At 70.1% G+C, this 20,979-nt stretch carries 17 protein-coding genes; 11 read left to right on the plus strand and 6 right to left on the minus strand.

All coding sequences use genetic code 11. From position 1 onward, the window contains the following. Positions 1-37: 37 nt before the first annotated feature. The gene (locus tag HHL28_RS04945; RefSeq protein WP_075771548.1) at positions 38-1,399 is read right to left on the minus strand and encodes a sensor histidine kinase; all 1,362 of its coding nucleotides are present in this window, start codon (positions 1,397-1,399) and stop codon (positions 38-40) included. Positions 1,400-1,494: 95 nt separating this feature from the next. Then, positions 1,495-2,910: a sigma-54-dependent transcriptional regulator gene (locus HHL28_RS04950; RefSeq protein ID WP_404326544.1), complete on the minus strand. Its 1,416-nt coding sequence runs from the start codon at positions 2,908-2,910 to the stop codon at positions 1,495-1,497. Positions 2,911-3,129: 219 nt separating this feature from the next. Between HHL28_RS04950 and HHL28_RS04955 the strand changes: the two genes are divergently transcribed. From HHL28_RS04955 to HHL28_RS04965, 3 genes are read left to right on the plus strand one after another with little or no spacing between them, the layout of a single operon-like run. Continuing rightward, positions 3,130-5,058: an ABC transporter permease gene (locus HHL28_RS04955; RefSeq protein WP_169654806.1), complete on the plus strand. Its 1,929-nt coding sequence runs from the start codon at positions 3,130-3,132 to the stop codon at positions 5,056-5,058. Beyond that, on the plus strand, positions 5,007-5,330 hold the full coding sequence (locus HHL28_RS04960; RefSeq protein WP_169654808.1) for an ABC transporter permease: 324 nt from the start codon (positions 5,007-5,009) through the stop codon (positions 5,328-5,330). The genes HHL28_RS04955 and HHL28_RS04960 overlap by 52 nt, the downstream gene beginning before the upstream one ends. Further along, positions 5,330-5,578, plus strand: coding sequence for a hypothetical protein (locus HHL28_RS04965; RefSeq protein WP_169654810.1), 249 nt, complete (start codon positions 5,330-5,332; stop codon positions 5,576-5,578). Before HHL28_RS04960 ends, HHL28_RS04965 begins: the two co-directional genes overlap by 1 nt. Positions 5,579-5,735: 157 nt before the next feature. Here HHL28_RS04965 and HHL28_RS04970 read toward each other — a convergent pair whose 3' ends face one another. Beyond that, complete coding sequence (locus tag HHL28_RS04970; RefSeq protein WP_075771551.1) at positions 5,736-7,193, minus strand: peroxidase family protein; 1,458 nt, start codon at positions 7,191-7,193, stop codon at positions 5,736-5,738. A gap of 403 nt (positions 7,194-7,596) precedes the next feature. On the opposite strand from HHL28_RS04970, the gene HHL28_RS04975 reads away from it, so the two are divergent. The 6 genes from HHL28_RS04975 to HHL28_RS18360 all read left to right on the plus strand — a co-directional run bounded on the left by HHL28_RS04975 (position 7,597) and on the right by HHL28_RS18360 (position 14,907). Then, positions 7,597-7,740, plus strand: a complete 144-nt coding sequence (locus HHL28_RS04975) for a hypothetical protein (RefSeq protein ID WP_169654813.1) — start codon at positions 7,597-7,599, stop codon at positions 7,738-7,740. 29 nt (positions 7,741-7,769) lie between these two features. Beyond that, complete coding sequence (locus tag HHL28_RS04980) at positions 7,770-9,029, plus strand: efflux RND transporter periplasmic adaptor subunit (RefSeq protein WP_083699174.1); 1,260 nt, start codon at positions 7,770-7,772, stop codon at positions 9,027-9,029. 98 nt (positions 9,030-9,127) lie between these two features. Next, complete coding sequence (locus HHL28_RS04985; protein ID WP_404326547.1) at positions 9,128-9,859, plus strand: ABC transporter ATP-binding protein; 732 nt, start codon at positions 9,128-9,130, stop codon at positions 9,857-9,859. 48 nt (positions 9,860-9,907) lie between these two features. Next, positions 9,908-12,403 (plus strand): ABC transporter permease, encoded by a 2,496-nt coding sequence (locus HHL28_RS04990; RefSeq protein WP_075771553.1) that lies wholly within the window; start codon positions 9,908-9,910, stop codon positions 12,401-12,403. A gap of 60 nt (positions 12,404-12,463) precedes the next feature. Beyond that, positions 12,464-14,062 (plus strand): ABC transporter permease, encoded by a 1,599-nt coding sequence (locus tag HHL28_RS04995; protein WP_169654815.1) that lies wholly within the window; start codon positions 12,464-12,466, stop codon positions 14,060-14,062. Then, entirely contained in the window at positions 13,954-14,907 is a 954-nt protein-coding gene (locus HHL28_RS18360) for an FtsX-like permease family protein (RefSeq protein ID WP_404326876.1), read from the plus strand. Before HHL28_RS04995 ends, HHL28_RS18360 begins: the two co-directional genes overlap by 109 nt. An 82-nt stretch (positions 14,908-14,989) precedes the next feature. Here HHL28_RS18360 and HHL28_RS05000 read toward each other — a convergent pair whose 3' ends face one another. After that, the gene (locus tag HHL28_RS05000) at positions 14,990-18,070 is read right to left on the minus strand and encodes a DEAD/DEAH box helicase (protein WP_404326550.1); all 3,081 of its coding nucleotides are present in this window, start codon (positions 18,068-18,070) and stop codon (positions 14,990-14,992) included. A gap of 503 nt (positions 18,071-18,573) precedes the next feature. Then, entirely contained in the window at positions 18,574-18,846 is a 273-nt protein-coding gene (locus tag HHL28_RS05005; protein WP_075771556.1) for a DUF3072 domain-containing protein, read from the minus strand. Between the two features lie 117 nt (positions 18,847-18,963). On the opposite strand from HHL28_RS05005, the gene HHL28_RS05010 reads away from it, so the two are divergent. Beyond that, a complete protein-coding gene (locus HHL28_RS05010; protein ID WP_075771557.1) occupies positions 18,964-19,152 on the plus strand; it encodes a hypothetical protein in 189 nt (62 codons plus the stop codon). Here the strand turns inward: HHL28_RS05010 and HHL28_RS05015 are convergent. After that, positions 19,149-19,409, minus strand: coding sequence for a hypothetical protein (locus HHL28_RS05015; protein WP_075771558.1), 261 nt, complete (start codon positions 19,407-19,409; stop codon positions 19,149-19,151). The genes HHL28_RS05010 and HHL28_RS05015 overlap by 4 nt on opposite strands. Before the next feature lie 559 nt (positions 19,410-19,968). Between HHL28_RS05015 and HHL28_RS05020 the strand changes: the two genes are divergently transcribed. After that, the gene (locus HHL28_RS05020) at positions 19,969-20,979 is read left to right on the plus strand and encodes an ABC transporter substrate-binding protein (protein WP_075771559.1); all 1,011 of its coding nucleotides are present in this window, start codon (positions 19,969-19,971) and stop codon (positions 20,977-20,979) included.

The raw sequence follows: 20,979 nt of genomic DNA on the forward strand, positions 1-20,979 counted from the left end.
AGGAGTAGGGCGTTCCCGTCCACCGGCTGGGGGGCGGTCAGAACCGCAGGGCGAAGGCCGTGCCGCCCCCTTCCGCCGGGGCCACGGCGATGCTGCCGCCATGGGCCAGCATGATCTGCCGGGCCAGCGACAGGCCCACGCCCGACCCCTCACGCTTGGTGGTGAAGAAGGGGACGAAGATCTTGTCCGCCACCTCAGGCGGGATGCCCGGCCCATTGTCCGCCACGGTGACCAGCACGCGCCCGCCCTCGTCCAGGTGGGCGGTGACCTTGACCACCCCGTCCTCCCGCCCGCCCAGGGCTTCGACGGCGTTCTTCAGCAGGTTGATCAGGATTTGGTCCAGCAGGTCCGGGTCGGCGGACACCTCCAGCTGCGGCGGCAGGACCAGCGCCTCGAACCGGATGCGCTTTTCTGCCATGGCGGGGGTCATCAGCCGTTCCATCCGGTCCACCACGTCCCGCACCTTCACCCGTTGCAACTGGGGCTTGGGCACGCTGGTGAACTGGCGGTAGCGCTCCACGAAGCGCAGCAGCCCGTCGCTGCGGCGGGCCACCGTGTCGATGGCCTGCTCCGCGTCCTGCATCTCCTCCGCCAGGTCGGGACGGTCCTCCACCTTCTCCCGCAAATCCGCCAGCACCGCCTGCGCCGTGCGGGTGAGGGAGGAGACGGGGGTGAGGCTGTTCATCATCTCATGCGTCAGCACCCGCACCAGGTCCTGCCAGGCCTTGACCTCCGTCGCCTCCAGGTCGCCGGCGATGTTCTGGAGGGAGACCAGCAGCCGCGGTTCCCCCAGCAAGGTCAGCTGCGTCGCCGCGACGGTGAGCTGCTGCGGCCCGCCGCCCACGCCGGCCGCCACCCGCAGCAGCAGCCGGTCGCCCGGCTTCAGCTCCCGCAGCGCGTCCTCCACCGTGTGGCCGTCCGCCGTCCGCCGTGCCAGGTCCTCAGGCCCCAGCAGGCGGCGGGCAGCGTTGTTCAGCAGCTCCACCCGCCGGCCCTGGCGCGGCTCCGGCCAGACGGCGGCCAGGGCCACGGGCACATGCTCCAGAAGGGCGTTCAGGTACTCGGCCTGCCGCTCCGTGTCGGCGCGGGTGGCCTTGAACCGCTCCAGCACCGTGGTGAAGGCGGAGCCCAGCTCATCGAAGGCACTGCCCAACCCCCTCATGCCGAAGGTCTGGCTGAAGTCGGAATGGGCGATGGCGGTCAGGAAGCGGGACAGCTCCCGGTTGGTCGTCGTCACCGTGCGCAGCAGCCCGCCCACCTGAACCAGGATGGCGACGGCCACCAGCAGGGTCGTGGCGCGATACTCCGTCGCCACCAGCAGCACGCCCAGCAACATGGAGGACAGCGCCAGCAACGCCACCCGGACCGTGACGTTCAGCTCGAACCGCTTAGAGCCCATGGCGGCCCCCGTGGGATTGGCCTGGGTGGGAGACCAGCCCCCTCTCCCAGGGGGAGGGGGATCGCGTTGCGCCCGGTGGTGCAGGGTTCCCCATCTCACAGCCCATGCTTTTCCATCCGCCGGTAGAGGCTGGCCCGGGTGATGCCGAGGTCGTGGGCCGCGTGGCTGATGTTGCCCTGGTGCTTGGTCAGGGCCCGGCGGATCGCCTCCTTCTCCACCGCTTCCAGGTCCAGCGTGTCCAGCACAAGGGCCGCGTTCCCGCCCGGTGCCGCGGCCGCGGCGGAGGGCGCCGACGCCGCCGGCTGCTGCCCTGAGGTGGAGGGGAGGGAGAAATCCTCCGCCTCCAGCACCTCACCCCCCGCCAGGATCATGGCCCGTTCCACCGCGTGGCGCAGGGCGCGCACGTTGCCGGGCCAGCGATAGGCCATCAGCCGCCGCAGCGCCTCAGCCGACACCCGCTTGGGCGGCATGTTGTATTTGCGGGCGTACATGCCGATGAAGTGGTCCAGCAGGGCGGGGATGTCCTCCGGCCGGTCGCGCAACGGAGGCAGGTGCAGTTCCACCGTGTTGATGCGGTACAGCAGGTCCTGCCGGAACACGCCCTCCTTGTTGAGCTGCTCCACCGGCATGTTGGTGGCGGAGATCAGGCGCACGTCGATGGGGATGGGCTTGGTCCCACCCACCGGCACCACCACCCGCTGCTCCAGCACGGTCAGCAGCTTGGATTGCAGGTGCAGGGGCAGGTTGCCGATCTCATCCAGGAACAGGGTGCCGCCGTTGGCCGCCACCAGCCGGCCCACCCGGTCCTCCCGCGCGTCGGTGAAGGCGCCCTTCTTGTGGCCGAACAGCTCGCTCTCGAACAGGCTCTCCGCCACGGCGCCCAGATCGACGCTGACGAAGACCTGGTCGCGCCGCTTGGAGCGGCGGTGGATTTCCCGGGCGATGACCTCCTTGCCGGTGCCGTTCTCCCCCAGCACCAGGACGTTGGCCTCCGTGGGGGCGGCGCGGTCCAGCAGGGTGAAGACCCGCGCCATGGCGGGGCTGGACCCGATGACGGGGATGGGCGGCCCGTCCAGGGCGGCGGCCAGCTCCTTGGCCTTGCCGCCCAGCTCCTGCGCCTCGCGGCGGGAGGCGGTCAGCTTCAGGGCGGAATGCAGGGTGGCCACCAGCCGCTCGTTCTGCCAGGGCTTCAGCACGAAATCCGCCGCCCCCTGCTTCATGGCGTCCACCGCCGTGCCCACGTCGCCATAGGCGGTCATCAGCACGATGGACAGGGTGGGGTCGATCTCCAGGATGCGCTTCAGCCACTGGAAACCCTCGCGCCCCGTGTTGGCGCCGATGGCGAAGTTCATGTCCAGCAGGACGGCGTCGAACCCCTCATCCTTCAGCAACTGCGGGATGCGGTCCGGCCGCGGCTCGGTATGGCAGGCGATGCCTTCCCGCTTCAGCAGCAGCCGCGCCGCCACCAGGATGTCGGCATCGTCATCGACGATCAGAACCCGTCCCGCCACGTCCAATCCCCCTTCACGCAGCCCGTCCGCCGGTGGCCCGTTCGTCGGGCGCCCTTGTGTCCGTCCATGGACAGCGGACTGTCCGGAAGCGTACACCCCGAACGGGGTGCCGCGCAGCCGGAATCCGGCAAATCCGCCGTCTCCAGGGGCACCGGCGCCCCTGGCATGCCCCTTGCCTGCAAACCCCGGGCCTACATGGGGGAGCGGAGGGGGGACACCATGCTAAGCCACTATGCGAGCATCACGCTGCGGACCCTGGCCCGGCACAGGCTCTATGCCGCCATCAACCTGTTCGGCCTGGCGGTCGGGCTGGCGGCGGCGCTGCTGATCCTGGTCTATGTCCGGCATGAGACCTCATACGAGCGGCACTTCCCCGACCTGGACCGCATCTTCCGCATCGGCGAGGACTCCGCCGACCCGGCGCGCCAGGGGCCTGTGCGCTTCACCTTCGTCTCCCAGCCCATGGCGGACCTGATCCGCAGCCAGAAGGACAGCCTGGGCGTGGAGGCGGTGACGCGGGTGGAGCCGGGCCGGCCGGCCCTGACCCGCGGCGACAACCCGCTTTATCAGGACGTGGCCTATGTGGACCCGGACTTCCTGCGCATCTTCCGCTTCCGGTTCGTGGCAGGGGACCCGGAAACGGCGCTGGCCACCCCTGACAGCCTGGTCCTGTCCGAGACGGCGGCCCGCAAGTTCTTCGGTGACGAGGACCCGCTGGGCCGCACCCTGACCAGCAGCCGCGGCACGGCCTTCCGCGTCACCGCCGTGATCGCCGAGCCCGAGGGGCCCAGCGCCGTCTGGTTTGAGGCGCTGATGTCCACCGCCGCCCCCGGCTTCGGCGCGCCGCTCTGGATCAACAGCAATGGCCCGGTCTATGTACTCACCAAGCTAGGCGTCACGGCGGCGGACCTCCGGCAACGGCTGGAGGCCGTGGTCATCCCCCTGATCCCCCAGGACGTGCGCGACGACTCCAACGGCATCAGGCTGACGCCGGAGCCCATGGCCGACACCCACCTGCATTCCGGGCGCTGGGACAGCCTGACGGAGCCGCCCGCCAGCGCCGGCACCGTGTATGCCATGGCGGGCATCGCCCTGCTGCTGCTGGGCATGGCGGCCATCAACTACACGAACCTCGCCACCGCCCGGGCCAGCCTGCGCACGCGGGAGGTGGGCCTGCGCAAGACCGTCGGCGCCAAGCGGCGACAGCTCATCCTGCAGTTCCTGGGGGAGTCCGTCATCGTCGCCGCGGGCGGGCTGGTGCTGGCCCTGGTCCTGACGGAGATCCTGGCCCCCGGCTTTGCCGACCTGGTGGGGATACGCCTCTATGTCAGCCCCTGGTCGGACCTGCCGCTGATGGCCGGCGCGGTGCTGCTGACCCTGGGCGTGGGCATCGCCGGCGGGGCCTACCCGGCCTTCTTCCTGTCCGGCATCCGCCCGGCTGCCGTGCTGCGGGCGGGCAAGGGTGGGGTGGGGAGCGCCGGCCGGCTGCGGGCCTTCCTGGTGGTGGTGCAGTTCTCCGCCGCCGTCGCCTTGGCGGCCGCGACCCTGGTGGTCCTGCAACAGACGCTGCACGCCGCCTCCGCCGACCTGGGGTTCGACAAGGAGAACCGCGTCGTCCTGCGCGGCATCGGCCATCCCGACGTGCGGCCCCGGCTGGACGCGCTGAGGGCGGAACTGCTGCGCATCCCGGGTGTCCAGGCCGCCTCCGCCTCCTGGATGGTGCCCGGCGGGCAGGGCAACCAGAGCCGGGACATCAACCGCCCCGGCGCGCCGGAGGCCGACCGGGTGAACGCGGAGATCTACCGGGCCGAGCATGACTTCCTGTCGGTCCTGGGCGTCCGCATGGTCGCCGGCCGGGGCTTCGACCCGGCGCGGGCGGAGGATGAGATGCGCTTCGCCGAGGGGGCGGAGGGCACGCGCACCTTCAGCACCATCCTTAACGCCACCGCCGTGCGGCAGTTGGGTTTCCCCTCGCCAGAGGCCGCCATCGGCCAGTTGGTGACCACCAGCGACGACACGCCGGTGCCCACCCAGCTCCGCGTCATCGGGTGGTGGAAGATTTCCGGTCCCGCAACGCCCGCAACGCGCTGCGTCCCATGCACTTCGTCTATGGCGACCTGCAGTACAGCTACAATTTCCTGCTGCTGAAGCTCAGCCCCGGGGCGGACGTGCCCAAGGTGCTGGCCCAGGTGGATGCCGTCTGGCGGTCCATGTTCCCCCGCATCCCCGTGGCCCGCGGCTTCCTGGACCAGTCCATCGAGCGGATGTATGAGCGGGAATGGCGCATCGCGGGGGTGCTGGGTGCCTTCGCCGGCCTGACCATCGCCATCGCCTGCCTGGGCCTTTACGCCCTGGCCGCCTTCGAGGCGGAGCGGCGGACGAAGGAGATCGGGGTGCGCAAGGTGCTGGGGGCGGGGTGATGGACATCGTCCGCCTGCTGGTCTGGAACTTCTCCCGCCCCGTGCTGATGGCGAACCTGGTGGCCTGGCCCTTGGCTTGGCTGGCCATGAGCCGCTGGCTGGCGGACTTCGCGTTCCGCATCGATCTGGGCCCGTCGCCCTTCCTGGCCGCCGGCCTTGGCTCCCTCGCCATCGCCTGGGTGACGGTGGCCGGCCATGCCGCCCGGGTGGCGCGGGAACGGCCGGTGCGGGCCCTGCGCTACGAATGACCGGGAAAAGGGGGCGGTGCCGCCGACCCACGTGGCACCGCCAGGTTGGGAGGATCAAGGGCGTGTCCACGCTTGGCGTAAACACACCCCGGCGGCGACCGCCGCCGCGCCCGCCCCGACCGCCCCTGAGCCGGGGGCGACCGGGGAACTGAAAGGGTCAGTCCGCGTCGTTGGGCCCGCGCCCCCGGTTGGGCCAGACGGTGGCGCAGATGCCCGCCAGGGTCTCAAGCCCCGGTTCCGGGGTGAAGGGCTGGTTCAGGATGGAGTTCTCGTCGTGCAGCAGCAGCCCGACGAAGGTCTCCGCCAGGATGTAGGCGCCGGTCCCGGCCAGACGCTTGCCGCCGCCCACCACCTCCGCCTCGCGCAGGACATAGTACCAGAGCGGGGTATGGGCCTCGATCTCCTCCCGCACGGCCGGGTCCAGGGTCTCCAGGCCCAACTGGTCGTTTGACAGCGGCACCGCCCCGATGGCGCGGGCCACGGCTTGGCCGCTGGGCAGGCAGGCGGCCCGGCCCCGCAACAGGTTGCGGGTCGCCAGCACGGGTTCCGTGCCGTCCGGGATCCCGGGGGGCTTCAGGTTCGCCAGGGCCCCCGCCAGCTTCGCGTCGAACCGCCGGCTGAAGTTGCGGGGGACGGTGGGCTCGTCCCCCGACAACTCGGACAGCTCGAAGAAGAAGTCCCAGTTGATCCGGGCATCCTCCGTGATGGGATGGCTGCCGTTCAGGTCCAGGTCGCCGGGCACGAACAGCCGGCGTCCCCGCGGCTGCCCACCAGTGCCCATGTTCAGGCTGTACCCGCCTCGGACCTGCGAATGCCCGAACCGGAAGGCGGCGAAGGCGAACTCCACCGGCATGATCAGCTTGGTCGGGCATTGCGAGACCATGTGCCGGTAGCGCGGCACGTCCCGCAGCATCGCCGCATCCACCGCTGCCCGCCCGGCGATGCGGGGCAGGTAATCGTTCAGGACCACATGCTGGTAATGCTGCACGGTCTTCCGCCGGGCCGCCTCATAGCGCGCCAGATCCCCCGCGGCACCCGGCGTGTGGCCGAGGAAGCGGTTGTAGAGCCGCATGAACACCGTGTGCAGCTGGGCGATGATCAGGTTCTCGGAATTGCGCGGGTCGCCCAATGTCCGGGACACCGACGGCGACGCGCCCTCCGGCAGGTCGGCGGCGGCGACCTCCTGGGCTGGCGGGCCGAAGCCGCCCTCACCCAGCCTCAGCCGCAAGGTGGCGGGGTCATAGAGCGGGGCGCTGTCGCTGTAGGCGGGACCCGTGCCGAAGACGGAGTCCAGGTCCAGCCGGGGCGTGCGGCCATTGTGGACGGTGGAGAAGTCGAACACGCCATCCGGGTCGGGCGGCGTGCCGGCCGACAGGGTGATGTCGTGGTCCACGAACTGGCCGAAGAAGGTGAAACCTGCGGGCTGGGTGGAATCCAGGTCGGCCGTGGGCGGCCCGGGCGGCTCCACCATGGTCTCGGCCAGCTTCTTCAGCGCCTCGACGCTGGGCTGGGACCTGTCCTGCTCGAACAGGATGCCGAACGAGGTCGGCGTGTCCCCTGACGCAAGGAAGACATCCTGGCTGCCCTTCTTGGTCACCGGTATCCCGTGGTGCATTTCCCTCTCCCTGTCCCGTATGGATTGTTGTCCACGATCCCTTTTCCTGGCCGCGACTACCGGGGAGTTGACTACGGGTTGTCGATCACAGACAGGCATCATCACGGACGATATACCGGCTAGGTATATCGTACCGCCATGTTCCCGGCACCGGTTCCGGACCATCCTTCCGCACTGGCGGATCGGCGGCGGCCCACCCCCATCCGCGGAAGCGGCGACGCATGTTCCTGTCCGTTATCACCGTCCCAAGTGTCCGCCAGCGGACACTGTCCGGATGCGCACACCGCCTGATGTCGCAGGCGATGCAGGAATCCCGCGGCTTTCCGGACTGGCACAACCCTTGCGGATAGGGCGTCGACAGCGGGGGCAGGGGCGCCCCCTTCGACAACAAGGGATGACGACCATGGCCACGAACCCGGACCCCACCGGCCCCGCCCGCTCCGCCTGGGAGCGGATCGAGGAAATGGTGACCGACGTGAACCCGGACCTGTGGCTCGCGGGGGCCGTCTTCGCGGTGATCGTGCCATGGCTCAACATCCTCGTCTGACCGTCGTCCCGCCAGGAGGGGATGCACCAATGCCTATGGACCGTCGGGTCGAGAAGACGACCTGGAAGAAGCATCGCTCGAAGGCCGCGGCGGCGGCCGTCGCCCTGCTCGTGCTGGGGGGCGGCTACGTGGCGTTCTCAGGCAGCGGCGGGCAGACCGTGCGCATGGCGGCGGAGCGGCTGGCTATCTCCCCCGTCACCGAAGGGACCTTCGAGGACTTCATCCCCGTCCGCGGCGCGGTGGAACCCCTGACCAGCATCTTCCTGGACAGCGTGGAAGGCGGCCGGGTGGAGCGCCGCTTCGTGGAGGCCGGCCAGATGGTCAAGGCCGGCCAGCCGCTGGTGGAGTTGTCCAACACCGACCTGCAGCTGGAGGTCATCAGCCGCGAGGCCCAGGTGATTGAGCAGCTGAACCAGCTCCGCACCGTGGAGCTGGGCCTGGAGACCACCCGCCTGTCCAACCAGCGGGAACTGGTGGAGGTGGAGTACCGCATCACCCAGCTCGGCCGGCAGCTGGACCGCCGCTCCACCCTGGTGAAGAGCAACGCCGTCTCCCAGGCCCAGTTCGAGGACACCAAGGACGAGTTCGAATACCTGCAACGCCGCCGCACCGTCCTGAAGGAGCAGCAGCAGGTCACCGACCGGCTGCGCAGCGAGCAGTTCACCCAGTTGAAGGCCGCCACCACCAAGCTCCAGGACAACCTGGAATTCACCCGCAAGAACCTTGAGAACCTGGTGGTGAAGGCGCCGGTGGACGGCCAGCTCACCTCCCTTGAGGCGGAGGTCGGCCAGACCAAGCAGCGGGGCGAGCGGCTGGGCCGCATCGACCGGATGGACGGCTTCAAGGTCGTGGCCCAGGTGGACGAGTTCTACCTGCCGCGCCTGAACGTGGACCAGACGGCGGAAGTGGGCATCGGCAGCGGCACCTATACCCTGCGCGTGGCCAAGATCTTCCCGCAGGTGCGCGACGGCACCTTCCGGGTGGACCTGGAATTCCAGGGCGACGCGCCCAAGGACATCCGCCCCGGCCAGACCCTGCAGCTCCGCCTGCGGCTGGGGGCCAACAGCACGGCCCTGCTTATCCCCAACGGCGCCTTCTACCAGGACACCGGCGGCGACTGGATCTTCGTGGTGGACGCCGACGGCAAATACGCCACCAAGCGCCGCGTCCAGCTCGGCCGCCGCAACACCCAGGTCATCGAGGTTCGCGGCGGCCTGGAGAAGGGGGAGCGGGTCATCACCTCCGCCTACGGCGACGCCACCAAGATGGACCGCATCCAACTGAATTGACGAATTTGCCCCTCTCCCCACCGGGGAGAGGGTCGGGGTGAGGGGGTGCCGGGAGCAGGCCGATGGCCACAACCCCGACACCAAGCGCAGATGCAACGATGTCGGGGTTCCCGATGGTCACCCCGACCTACGACAGGGAAACCAACCACATGCTGAAGCTCGTCAACCTGACCAAGGTCTACCGGACGGAAGAGGTGGAGACCACCGCCCTCAATTCCGTGAACATCCACGTCAAGGACGGGGAATTCGTGGCCATCATGGGCCCGTCCGGCTGCGGCAAGTCCTCGCTGCTGAACATCATCGGCATGTTGGACAACCCCAGCTCCGGCGAATACTGGTTCGCGGGGGAGGACGTGGCCGGCTATGGCGAGCGCAAGCTGGCCGACATCCGCAAGCGCAACATCGGCTTCATCTTCCAGAGCTTCAACCTGATCGATGAGCTGACGGTCTTCGAGAACGTGGAGCTGGCGCTGCTCTACCACGACATCCCGGCGCGCGAGCGCAAGGAGCGGGTGAAGGAGGCGCTGGAGAAGGTGCGCATCAGCCACCGCGAGGGCCACCTGCCGCAGCAGCTTTCCGGCGGCCAGCAGCAGCGCGTCGCCATCGCCCGCGCCGTCGTCTCCCGTCCCAAGATGCTGCTGGCGGACGAGCCCACCGGCAACCTGGACAGCGCCAACGGCGACGAGGTCATGCGCATGCTGACCGACCTGAACGGGGAGGGGACCACCATCGTCATGGTCACCCACTCCATGCCCCACGCCCAGTATGCCCGCCGCATCATCAACCTGTTCGACGGACAGGTGGTGGCCGAGAACCTGCGCGCGGCGTGACGCGGCCAAGAAGCTGACAAGAAGCCGACCATCGGCCGGAGAAGACCCATGTTCCGGAACTACGTCACGGTTGCCCTGCGCAACCTGGTCAAGCACAGGCTTTATTCCGCCATCAACATCGTCGGCCTGGCGGTGGGGTTGGCGGCCTGCATCCTGATCCTGCTGTTCGTGCGCAACGAGCTGACCTTCGACCGCCACATCGCGGACGCGGAGCGCGTCTACCAGGTGATCATGCGGGCCCAGTTGCCCGGGCGCCCTGCCGACACGGTGGCCAACACCCAGCTTCCCATGGGCGACGCCATGAAGGGCGCCTTCCCGGAGGTTGAGCTGCGCGCCGCCATGGTCCAGCAGAACATGACCTTCCGGACGGGGGAGAAGCTGTTCTCCGAGACCGTCTTCGCCGCCGACCCCGAGTTCCTGCAGATCTTCGACCTGCCCTTCCTGGAGGGCGACCGCCCTACGGCCCTTGAGGACCGCAGCGGCATCATCCTGTCGGAGGAGGTCGCGCGGAAATACTTTGGTGACGAGCCGGCGCTGGGCCGCGTCATCACCGTGGACGGGCAGCATGATTTGCGCGTCTCCGGCGTCTTCAAGAAGCTGCCGCCCAACACCCACCTGCAGTTCGACGTGCTGGCCCCCATCGGCTCCCCCGCGGTGCGGAACCTGGAACAGACCCGGGCCAACTGGGGTGCCATCAGCTCCACCACCTACGTGAAGCTGAAGCCCGGCGTGGACGCGGCCGACTTCAACCAGCGCTTCCTCGCCTGGTCCAAGACCGCCTTCCCCGAGATCCGCAGCCCCAACGGCATCGTGAAGCTGTCCGACATCTTCACCCCCAGCATCCGGCCGCTGCTCTCCATCAACACCGACCCCATCGCCACCTCCATGCGGCAGGGCACGGCCATGACGGAGATCTACACCTTCTCCGCCGTGGCGGTGCTGGTGCTGGCCATCGCCTCCATCAACTTCATGAACCTGGCCACCGCCCGGGCCACCCAGCGGGCGCGGGAGGTCTCGGTCCGCAAGGTGGTGGGCGCCAGCCGCGCCCAGCTCGTCACCCAGTTCGTCAGCGAGTCCGTGCTGCTGACCCTGGTGGGCCTGGTCCTGGCCGTGGCGCTGGTGGAGCTGGTCCTGCCCGCCTACTCGGCCTTCCTGGGCAAGGAGCTGAGCTTCAACTTCCTGTCCGACCCGGGCCTCGCCGCCATCCTGCTGGGCCTGACCGTGTTGGTCGGCATCGCCGGCGGCACCTACCCGGCCTTCTTCCTGTCCGGCTTCAAGCCCGCCGCGGTGCTCAAGGGTGCCTCGTCGGGCGTGGGCGGCGGGTCGGGGCGGCTGCGTATGACCCTGGTGGTGGTGCAGTTCGCCATCTCCATCGCCCTGATGGTGGCCACCGCCATCGTCTACGGCCAGTTCCTCTACGCCCAGAACAAGGACCTGGGCTTCGACAAGGAGAACCTGGTGGTGCTGGAGGGCTTCTCCACCCGCGCCATGCGGGAAAAGGCCCGCTCCGTCGCCGAGCTGATCGCCAAGGACCCGCGCGTGGCGGCCGCCTCCGCCACGGCCATCACCCCCGGCACCTTCGACGAGAACAACACCAACGTGCGCATGCCCGGCCGCGGTTCCAGCGAGCTGCTGGTGGTCCGGAACGAGCCGGTGGACTTCGACTTCTTCGACACCATGGGCATGAAGCTGGTCGCCGGCCGCATGTTCGACCGCAACCGCGGCACCGACTACGTGACCCGGCCGGAATGGATGCGCCCCGGCGGCCAGCGCCCGGCCGGCACGCCGGAAGACTTCCAGATGCCCGCCGCCGTCATCCTGAACGAGACCGCGGTGAAGCGGCTGGGCTTCGCCTCCAACGAGGCCGCCCTGGGGCAGACCTACCTGGCGGGTGCCGGGCAGGGGGCCAGCTACAACTTCACCATCATCGGCGTGGTGCAGGACTTCCACTTCCGCTCCGTCCGCGACCCCATCGCCCCGGCGCAGTTCTACGTGGACCCGGTGCAGTTCGACGCGGTTGCGGTGCGGGTCAAGCCGGGTGACGTGCCGGGCGCCCTGGCGGCCATCGACAATGCCTGGAAGCAGTTCTTCCCGGACACCCCCGCCCAGCGGGTCTTCCTGGACGACCGCATCCAGCAGCTCTACGACCAGGAGCGGCAGATGGCCACCATGTTCGCCGCCTTCGCCGGCCTGGCCATCATCATCGCCTGCCTCGGCCTGTTCGGCCTGGCCAGCTTCACCGCCGAGCGCCGGACGAAGGAGATCGGCCTGCGCAAGGTGCTGGGCGCCAGCGTCCCGGACATCGTCCGCCTGCTGGTCTGGCAGTTCAGCAAGCCGGTGCTGGTGGCCAACCTGATCGCCTGGCCCATCGCCTGGTACGGGATGGGCCACTGGCTGCAGGGCTTCACCTACCGCATCGACATGAACCCGGCCCTGTTCCTGGGCGCCGGCGTGGTGGCCCTGGCCATCGCGTGGCTGACGGTGGGCCTGCACGCCGCCAAGGTGGCCCAGGCCAAGCCGATCAAGGCGCTGCGGTACGAGTAAGGGCGGGCACGGGGGTGGGGAGGGGGCTCGCCCCCTCCCCGGCGTTGGGGAACGACGATCATGCTGGGCAACTGGACCACGGTGGCTGTGCGCAACCTGCTGCGGCACAAGCTGTTCACCGCCATCAACATCCTGGGCCTTGCCGTCGGCCTGGCGGCGGCCCTGCTGATCGCCGTCCATGTGCGGCATGAGCTGTCCTACGACCGGTTCCACGCCAAGGTGGACCGGATCCACCTGGCCTGGTCCACCCAGTTCATCCCTGGCCGCACCCCGGTGCCGAGCCCCGTCTTCAGCTTGCCCATGGGCCGTGTCCTGGCGGAACAGGTGCCGGGGGTCGAGGCGGTGCTGCAAGTCACCCGCACCGCACAGGTGGTGAGGTTGGGGGAGGAGACGCGGCTCCTGCGCCTTGCCACGGCATCCCCTGCCTATTTCCGGATGTTCGACGTGGAGGTCCTGTCCGGTGACCCGGCCACCGCGCTGGAAAAGCCCTACAGCCTGGTCCTCAGCGCCAAGGAGGCCCAGGGCCTGTTCGGCACCACGGACGTGCTGGGCCGCACCCTGCCGCTAGCCAACGGCACCATCCTGACGGTGACGGCGGTGGTGGGCGACCCGCCGGTCAACAGCGATGTCCTGGCCCCGGCCCTCGTCTCCATCAGCACGCCGCTGCCCTTCCTGGAGCGCATCCGGGAGAGCTGGGGCAACAACTCCTTCCGCACCTTCGTGCTGCTGCAGGAAGGGGCGGCGCCGGATGCCGTGCGCACGGCCATGCAGGAAGCGGCCAAGCGCAGCTACCCCAACTACAACGAACCCGGCAGCGGCCAGTTCAGCTTCCTTGTCGAGCTGACGCCGCTGGCGAAGCTGCACACCAACCCGGACATCCTGTTCAACGCCACCTCACCGGAGGTGATCTGGGCCTTCATGGCCCTGGCCGTCCTGATGCTGGCGATCGCCGGGATCAACTTCGTCAACCTCTCCACCGCCCGGGCGGGGCTGCGGGCGCGGGAGGTGGGGCTGCGCAAGGCGTTCGGCGCCCGGCGCCGCGCGCTGGTGGCCCAGTTCATGGGGGAGGCGGTGCTGCTGACCCTGGTGGCGGGCCTCATCGCCGTCGCGCTGGTGGAGCTGTCCTTGCCCGTCGTCATGGAAATGCTGGGCGTCCAGATCGACGCGGCCCACCGGTCCTTCGGCACGCTCGCCATGCTGGGGATGGCCCTGGCCGTGCTGGTGGGCATGGCCGGCGGCGTCTACCCGGCCCTGGTGCTGTCGGGCTTCCGCCCAGCGGTGGTGCTGCGCGGGGGCAAGGCCACGGGCGGGCCGGGGCGGCTCCGGGCGGTGCTGGTGGTGGGCCAGTTCAGCGCGGCCATCGCCCTGGCCGTCTGCACCTGGGTGATCCTGGACCAGACCCGGCATGCCCAGTCCGCACGGCTGGGGTTCGAGCGGGAGAACCTGCTCCTGCTGCGCGGCGTCCCTGACGGCGGGAACCCGACCTGGGTCACGCTGCGCGACCGGCTGCGGCGGGAACCGGGGTGCTGGACGCCTCCGGTGCCGCCTGGGTGCCCACCGACCAGTCGGAATCGACCAGCAACTATGTGGTGCTGGACGGCCCCCGGGCGGGGGAGGAGACCACCCTCCGCACGGAGCGCGCCGACCACCGGTACCTGAAGGCCATGGGCGCCACCCTGATCGCCGGCCGCCTGCTTGACGAGCAGCGCGCCACCGACCGGGTGCGCGGGACGCCGGATGGCGGCGCCGAGTCCGTCGATGGCAGGGAAACCGGGGTGGTGGTGACCCGGTCCCTGGTCCAGCTCATGCGCTGGGGCACGCCGGAAGAGGGGCTGGGCAAGGCCATGACCCTGGGCCGTGGCGACGGCGCCCTGCGCCTGCGGGTGGTGGGCGTGGTGGACGACGTGCAGTTCGGCTCCGTCCGCCAGCCAAAGGTGCCCACCGTCTTCCTGGCGGACCCGGACACCACCACCCTTCTGGTGGTGCGGGTGGCGCCCGATACCCTGCCGGGCATCTTGGGCCGCATCGACGCCCTGTGGAAGGAAACCTATCCGGAGCGGCCGGTGAACCGCCAGTTCATGGATGAGGAGGTGGAGAAGCTCTATCGGGCGGAGCAGCGCCAAGCCCAGGTGCTGGGCCTGTTCGCCGGCCTTGCCATCATCGTCGCCTGCATGGGGCTGTTCGGCCTCGCCGCTTTCCAGGCGGAGCGGCGGACGAAGGAGATCGGCGTGCGCAAGGTGCTGGGCGCCGGGTCCTTCGACATCGTGCGCCTGCTGGTCTGGCAGTTCTCCCGCCCCGTGCTGGTGGCGAACCTGATCGCCTGGCCCGTCGCCTGGTACGCCATGGGGGAGTGGCTGTCCGGTTTCGCCAGCCGGGTCAGCCTGGACCCGCTGGTCTTCGTCGCCGTCGGCGCCGTGGCCCTGGCCATCGCCTGGGTGACGGTCGCCGCCCACGCCATCCGCGTCGCCGCCCGCAAGCCCGTCGTGGCCCTGCGGTATGAGTGAGCATGTAGGTCGGATTAGCGAAGCGTAATCCGACGGTCACCGTCGCCGTCGGATTACGGAGCCTTGGGGCTCCTAATCCGACCTACGGCCACCTCCGCCAACACCCCCGCACCCGGCCCATCCGCCCGGCCGGGTCGTCCCAGGTCACCCGCAGTTTCCCATCGTCCCGCACCTCCGCCCCTGCGGGCGGTTCCACCCCGGGGCGCAGGCCCAGCACGGCGCCTTTCGGCCCGATATCCAAACTTTCCACCCCTGCCCGGCGGCAGAGCAGCTTCAATTCGGCAAGGTCCAGCAGCGCCTCCGCCTCCGCCGGCAGGGGCTGGCCGGGGTGGCGGAGGTCGGCGGCCAGGGCGTCGCGCTGGGCCGGGTCGGTCATGCGTGACAGGCGGGCATAGATTTCCATGCGGCGTCCCGGCTCCGGCACCAGGGCCGGGGGCAGCAGCGCCGGGCGGTCCAGGGCGATGCGGGGGGACCAGGTCGCATCAGGCGTTTCCCCCTTTGCCGCGGCCATGGCGTCCCGCACCAGGGCCTGGAACAGAGCGGGGCCCACGTCCCTCACATGGCCGGACTGGGCCTCCCCCAGCAGGTCGCCGCCGCCGCGCAGCTCCATGTCCCGCTCCGCCACGGCCCAACCGGCGCCCGGCCCCGTCAGGGCCGCCAGGGCGTGCAGCCGCTCCATCCCCTGGGGGGAGGGCGGCCGGTCCTCCGGCCAGGTCAGGTAGGCCCAGGCCTGCCGCCGCGACCGCCCGACCCGGCCGCGCAGCTGGTGCAGCTGGGCCAGGCCGAATCGGTCGGCCCGGTGGACGATGATCGTGTTGGCGTTGGGGATGTCCAGGCCGGTCTCCACGATGTTGGTGGCCAGCAACACGTCGCAGCCGCCGCGGGCGAATCGCTCCACCCGGTCCTCCAGCTCCTCCGGCCGCAGCTTGCCATGGGCCTCCACCAGCCCCAGCTCGGGCACCAGCCGGCCCAGCCGCTCCTTCATCGGTTCCAGGTCGTCGATGCGCGGCACGATGACGAAGCCCTGGCCCCCCCGGGCCGCCTCCCGCCGCAGGGTGTCCCGCAACAGCCCGTCGGACAGGGTCACGGCCTCCGTCCTCACCGGGCGGCGCTCTGCCGGCAGGGTGGTGATGATGCTCACGTCCCGCAGCCCTTCCAGTGCTTGGCGCAGGGTGCGGGGGATGGGGGTGGCGGACATGGCCAGGGTATGGGTCCCGGCGGACAGCTCCCGCAGCCGTTCCTTCTGCTTCACGCCGAACCGGTGCTCCTCATCCAGCACCAGCAGGCCCAGATCCCTGAAGGTGACGCCCTTCGCCAGCACCGCGTGGGTGCCGACGACAAGCCGCAGGGACCCGTCGGCCAGACCCGCCTTCACCGCCTTGGCGTCCGCCGCCGGCTGGCCGCGGCCAAGATAGCCTGTACTGACCGGGAAGCCGGCGAAGCGGTCGGCGAAGTCCTCCAGATGCTGCCGGGCGAGGGGGGAAGTGGGTGCCACCACGGCCACCTGCCGCCCGGACATGGCCACGGCAAAGGCCGCCCGCAGGGCCACCTCCGTCTTGCCCACGCCCACGTCGCCCACCACCAGCCGGTCCATGGTGTGTCCGGCGGCCAGGTCGGCCAGCACGGCGTCGATGGTGGTTTCCTGGTCGGGAGTCAGCTCGTAGGGGAAGCCGGACAGGAAGGCCCGCCAGGCCCGGCGCGGCGGCTTGATCGGGGGATGACGCGTGGCCTTGCGCCGGGCCGCCGCTTCCAGCAGGGCCCGGGCCATCTCCTCCGCCTGGGCCTTGGCCTTGTCCAGCCGGTTGGCCCAGCCCTGGCCGCCCAGCTTGTCCACCCCGGCGCCGGGCCCCGCCGGATGCAGCAGGTCCAAATTCTCCACCGGCACGAACAGGCTGTCGCCGTCCTTATAGACCAGCTTCAGGCAGTCGTGCGGCGCCCCCGCCGCCTGCACCGCCTCCAGCCCGTCCGCCAGGGCCACCCCATGCTCCGGGTGGACCACCAGCGCGCCCAGGGCCAAACCCGCCGATTCCGGCAAGGTGGCCGGACCCGCCACCTTGGCCGCCCCCTGTTTCAGCAGGTCCGTCCGGGCCAGCACCCCGATCCCTGGGGCCGTGAAGCCGGACTCCAGCGGCAGCACCGCCGCGGCGATGGTCCCCGGCGGCAGGGCCTGGGCCTCCGCCCAGTCCTTCACCACCGCCCCATCACCCAGCCCCCGCCGGCCCACCAGGCGCGCCAGGGCCAGCGCCTCCGACGGGCGGGACACGGCGGCCACCAGGCGCCGCCCCTCTTTCCGCCAGCCCTCCAGGAAGCTGCGCAGGCCGTCCAGGTCGTCCGGGTCCGGCACTGTCTCCAGGTGGCGCCCACCCCGGTCGTCCGCTTTCCGCCCCGTTTCCGGCGGGTCGTCGTCCAGTGACGTGACCTTGCGGGTCGCGAGCCCGAAATCCCAGTCGGCCGCGCCCAGGAAGGCGCTCGCCACCGGCACGGGCGGGTAGGGCGGCAGGCCGGCCTTGCGGTCCAGCTCCATCCGGGCTTGCCGGCGCCGGTGCGCCTCGGTGATCTCCGCCAGCCGCAGGTCGCGCACCCCCTCCGCCCGCTCATCCAGGCTGACGGGGCAGCCGGGCAACAGGTCGAACAGGCTGTCCATCCGGTCATGGAACAGGGGCAGCCAGTGCTCCACCCCCGACGGGCGGCGCAGGCCCGCCACCCCCTCCCGCACCGGGTCCCGTCCCGCCGCGGGCCCGGCCAGGGCCGCGTAGCCCCCCTCGAACCGCCGCGCCGCCGCCGTGTCCAGCAGCAGTTCCGACGCCGCACCCAGGGTGACGCGCTCCACCGGCTCCCCATCCAGGGTGAGCTTGTCCAGGGTCCGGCCGGATGGGTACTCGGCCAGGACCACCGCGTTGTCCACCGCCCGGTGGATACGCAGCCGGGTGCCGTTCACCATGGCCTCCCCGGGCTCATCCGCCTCCGGCAGCAGCACATGTCCCAGCCGCGCCAGCTCGGCCCGCAGGGCGTCCGGGTCAAGCTCCTGCCCGGCCGCCAGCTCCACCGCCGCCCCGGCCAGCGCCTCCCGCCCCGGTACTCGGCGCAGCAGGCTCGCGGCGGTGGCCAGCACGATGGCCGGCCCCTCCACCTCCCCCCGCGCCAGGGCGCGAAGGCTCTCCATCCGCCGGGCCATGATGCCGACGCTGGGGAAATCCGGTCATAGGGCCGCGCGTCCCAGGCCGGGATGGGGAAGACCCTCACCTCGGGCGCGAAGAAGGCCAGCGCCCCTGTCAGCATGTCCAGCCGCCGCCGGCTTTCCGCCACATGCAGCAGCGGCACGGGCCCTGCCTGCCGCGCCAAGTCGGCGATCACCTGCGCGTCCCACCCCTCCGGCGCCCCCGCGGCAAGGCGGCGGGTGCTGGTCGGGGGCAGGGGGCTGTCCGGGGGCATGGCAGGGTCCGTCTTGGGGGCGGTGGGGGAGCAACCCGCGCCGCCGCCCGTCGTTCCGTGGCGTCAATGCTGCTCCACCACCCGCACCAGCTGCTTCCCCGCGCAGGCGGGGGTCCATAGTTCTTCAAACGACGGTCGTGTGGGGGGGCGGGTCAAAAACAGTGGACCCCCGCCTTCGCGGGGGAGGCGGGGGTCCTTGTGTCCAGGTGGGGACGACAGCAGCTGTGTCGCTGCCTACCCCTCCCGCTTGCCGTGGCTGGCGCCGCCCTGGCCGCGGCCGGTGCGGCTTTGCAGCTCGTCGATCTTCTCCGACGCCTTGGCCTTGGTCAGGTCGGCGTCGAACGTCTCCCCGGCCTCTTCGGACAGGGTCTTCAGATAGCTGGCCTGGGCGCCGGTCATGGGCTCGTCGCCGGTGGTCCAGTCCTCCGGGTCCTTCACCCGATTGCTGGGCGTGTTGCCCACATCCTCGGTCTTGGGATTGGGCGCGTGCTGCTGCTTGTCAGCCATCTCGGTTCTCCAAAACAGGAACAGATAGCGAACAAGTGATGGCGGCATTGGTTCCCGTCTGGCAGGCGGCGCCACGGTCGGCTACACCAAATCCCAGACCGGAACCATGAGGCGGACATGAGGATCGAGGAGCAACTGGCGATCAAGCTGCTGGCCCAGGCCTCCGCCATGCTGGGCCGCGCGGTAAACGAGACCCTCTGCACGGAACCGGACCGCCGGGTCGTCCGCGGCATGGTGGCGGAGGCGAAGGAACTGCTCCAGGAGTTCGAGGAACAGTATTTCGACGACCCGGCGCCGAAAGCTTAGGCCGCAGGGCAGTCCAGCGCGGCGCCCCAGCTTCGGAACACCTGGCCGCGGCTGTCCTGGCGGGGGGAGTGGCCCTTGCCCCGGGCCGCGGATTCCAGGGCGCGGCAGGCCCGTTCGGCCGCCGCGGCGTTGGCGAAGGACTTGCCTTCCAGCGGGGAGAACAACGGGGCTGAGGCGTAAAAGCGGAAACCGGTGCGCTCGGCAATGATGATGCCGGCCGTGCTGCGGCCGGTCTCGATGACGATGGCGTTGCTCATTCCAGTATACCTCTGGCCGCTGGCGGGGTGCCGCGGCGCGACGGACCTTTTGGGCTCGGGATGGTGGCTGTGGCGGGCCGATACGGCCGGCCTCAGCGTCCGGGCATGCGACAACACATGGGACCGGCCCATTGGTTGCCGCGAGGGTTACGCGCAGAGGGGGTATGTTGGCCTGATATCCGTGGCAGAACCATGAATCGCATGGCGCCCTTCCTCCTGGACAGACCGGAGAACCACGAAGGGACTTCGTGGCGCTTTAGCGTTTGGTGACGCGGCGCAAGCTGCTTCCGTCAAATCTCCGCGGGCCCTGAGGCGGCGGGCCAGTCCGGGGCCGAAGCCTTGACGTCAGAGTTAAGCACGCGACGGCGCCTGTCAATGCCCGACAAAGGGGAGCGTGCGCCATTTCGCGCTGCTGGCATGCGGAATTCACTCTAACAACGCATTCACGATGTAATTTAATGAATTCTACGCAGACAGGTTGACAAGCCTGCCCGCATGGGGAAGCCTCCCCAAGCCGTGAAATACCGACCCGGCCAAGACCCAACCCCCGAGGGGTGCCATGTCCTTCATCCGCCGCCTTGCCCTGACCTCCGTTGCCCTGCTGTCCCTCACCGCCGCCGCGCAGGCTGCCGACCCCGTGGTGGTCCGCGCCGGCTACATCCCCGTGCTGGGGGCGGCCCAGGCCTTCGTCATCGACAACCTCGGCTGGGATAAGGAGGCGGGCTTCGACCTGCAACTGAAGCAGTTCGACAGCGGCCCCAACATGATCCAGGCCCTGGCCTCCGGCACGCTGGACAGCTACATCGCCGGTGTCGGCCCCGTGATCGTGGCCAAGAGCCAGGGCATCGGCGTGCGCATCGTCGCCGCCACGGCACTGGAGGAGCTGGTGGTCGCCGCCGGGCCGGAGCTGGCCGCCACATCAGGCAGCGCGAAGGAATCCTTCGCCGCCCTCTCCAAGAAGCTGGGCCGCCCGCTGAAGGTCGCCACCCAGCCCGCCGGCTCCGTCCCCAACACCATGCTGCAATACTGGCTGTGGGAGCGGGCGGGCATCGACAAGGCCGCGGTTGAGCTGGTGCCCATGGGCATCGACGCCACCCAGCAGGCCCTGCTGGCCGGTGCGGTGGATGCCGCCATCATCCGTGAGCCGGCGCTGACCATCATCACCGACCGGAACCCCAAGGTGAAGGTGCTGGCCTATGGCGGCGACATCCTGCCGAACCAGCCGGGCAACGTCATCGCCTTGACCGAGGAGTTCATCAAGAAGCACCCGGACGTGGCCCAGAAGCTGGTGGACCTGACCGTGCGCGCCACCGAGCTGATCCAGAAGAACCCGGACGTGGCCGCCAAGGCCGTGGAGTCCGCCATCGGCAAGGGCATCATCGACGCCAAGACCATGTCCCGCGCCCTGGCCTCCAAGGCCGTGCGCTTCAATGTGGACCCCACGGTGATCGTCGAGCAGACGGCCATCCTCCGCGACTACCAGGTGAAGCTGGGCGCCGTGAAGCAGGCCCCCGCCCTGGACGGCCTGTTCGACGCGACCTTCTATGAGAAGGCGGCGAAGAAGAAGTGA

It is taken from the genome of Aerophototrophica crusticola, assembly GCF_012913305.1.
GTDB lineage: Bacteria > Pseudomonadota > Alphaproteobacteria > Azospirillales > Azospirillaceae > Niveispirillum > Niveispirillum crusticola.

Coding starts and splice junctions, on each gene's coding strand:
- HHL28_RS04970 (WP_075771551.1), bottom strand. CDS start 7,193: ATGCACCACGGGATACCGGTGACCAAGAAGGGCAGCCAGGATGTCTTC.
- HHL28_RS05000 (WP_404326550.1), bottom strand. CDS start 18,070: ATGGAGAGCCTTCGCGCCCTGGCGCGGGGGGAGGTGGAGGGGCCGGCC.
- HHL28_RS04995 (WP_169654815.1), top strand. CDS start 12,464: ATGCTGGGCAACTGGACCACGGTGGCTGTGCGCAACCTGCTGCGGCAC.
- HHL28_RS05005 (WP_075771556.1), bottom strand. CDS start 18,846: ATGGCTGACAAGCAGCAGCACGCGCCCAATCCCAAGACCGAGGATGTG.
- HHL28_RS04960 (WP_169654808.1), top strand. CDS start 5,007: ATGCACTTCGTCTATGGCGACCTGCAGTACAGCTACAATTTCCTGCTG.
- HHL28_RS04945 (WP_075771548.1), bottom strand. CDS start 1,399: ATGGGCTCTAAGCGGTTCGAGCTGAACGTCACGGTCCGGGTGGCGTTG.
- HHL28_RS05015 (WP_075771558.1), bottom strand. CDS start 19,409: ATGAGCAACGCCATCGTCATCGAGACCGGCCGCAGCACGGCCGGCATC.
- HHL28_RS04965 (WP_169654810.1), top strand. CDS start 5,330: ATGGACATCGTCCGCCTGCTGGTCTGGAACTTCTCCCGCCCCGTGCTG.
- HHL28_RS04980 (WP_083699174.1), top strand. CDS start 7,770: ATGCCTATGGACCGTCGGGTCGAGAAGACGACCTGGAAGAAGCATCGC.
- HHL28_RS05020 (WP_075771559.1), top strand. CDS start 19,969: ATGTCCTTCATCCGCCGCCTTGCCCTGACCTCCGTTGCCCTGCTGTCC.
- HHL28_RS05010 (WP_075771557.1), top strand. CDS start 18,964: ATGAGGATCGAGGAGCAACTGGCGATCAAGCTGCTGGCCCAGGCCTCC.
- HHL28_RS04975 (WP_169654813.1), top strand. CDS start 7,597: ATGGCCACGAACCCGGACCCCACCGGCCCCGCCCGCTCCGCCTGGGAG.
- HHL28_RS04985 (WP_404326547.1), top strand. CDS start 9,128: ATGTCGGGGTTCCCGATGGTCACCCCGACCTACGACAGGGAAACCAAC.
- HHL28_RS04955 (WP_169654806.1), top strand. CDS start 3,130: ATGCTAAGCCACTATGCGAGCATCACGCTGCGGACCCTGGCCCGGCAC.
- HHL28_RS04990 (WP_075771553.1), top strand. CDS start 9,908: ATGTTCCGGAACTACGTCACGGTTGCCCTGCGCAACCTGGTCAAGCAC.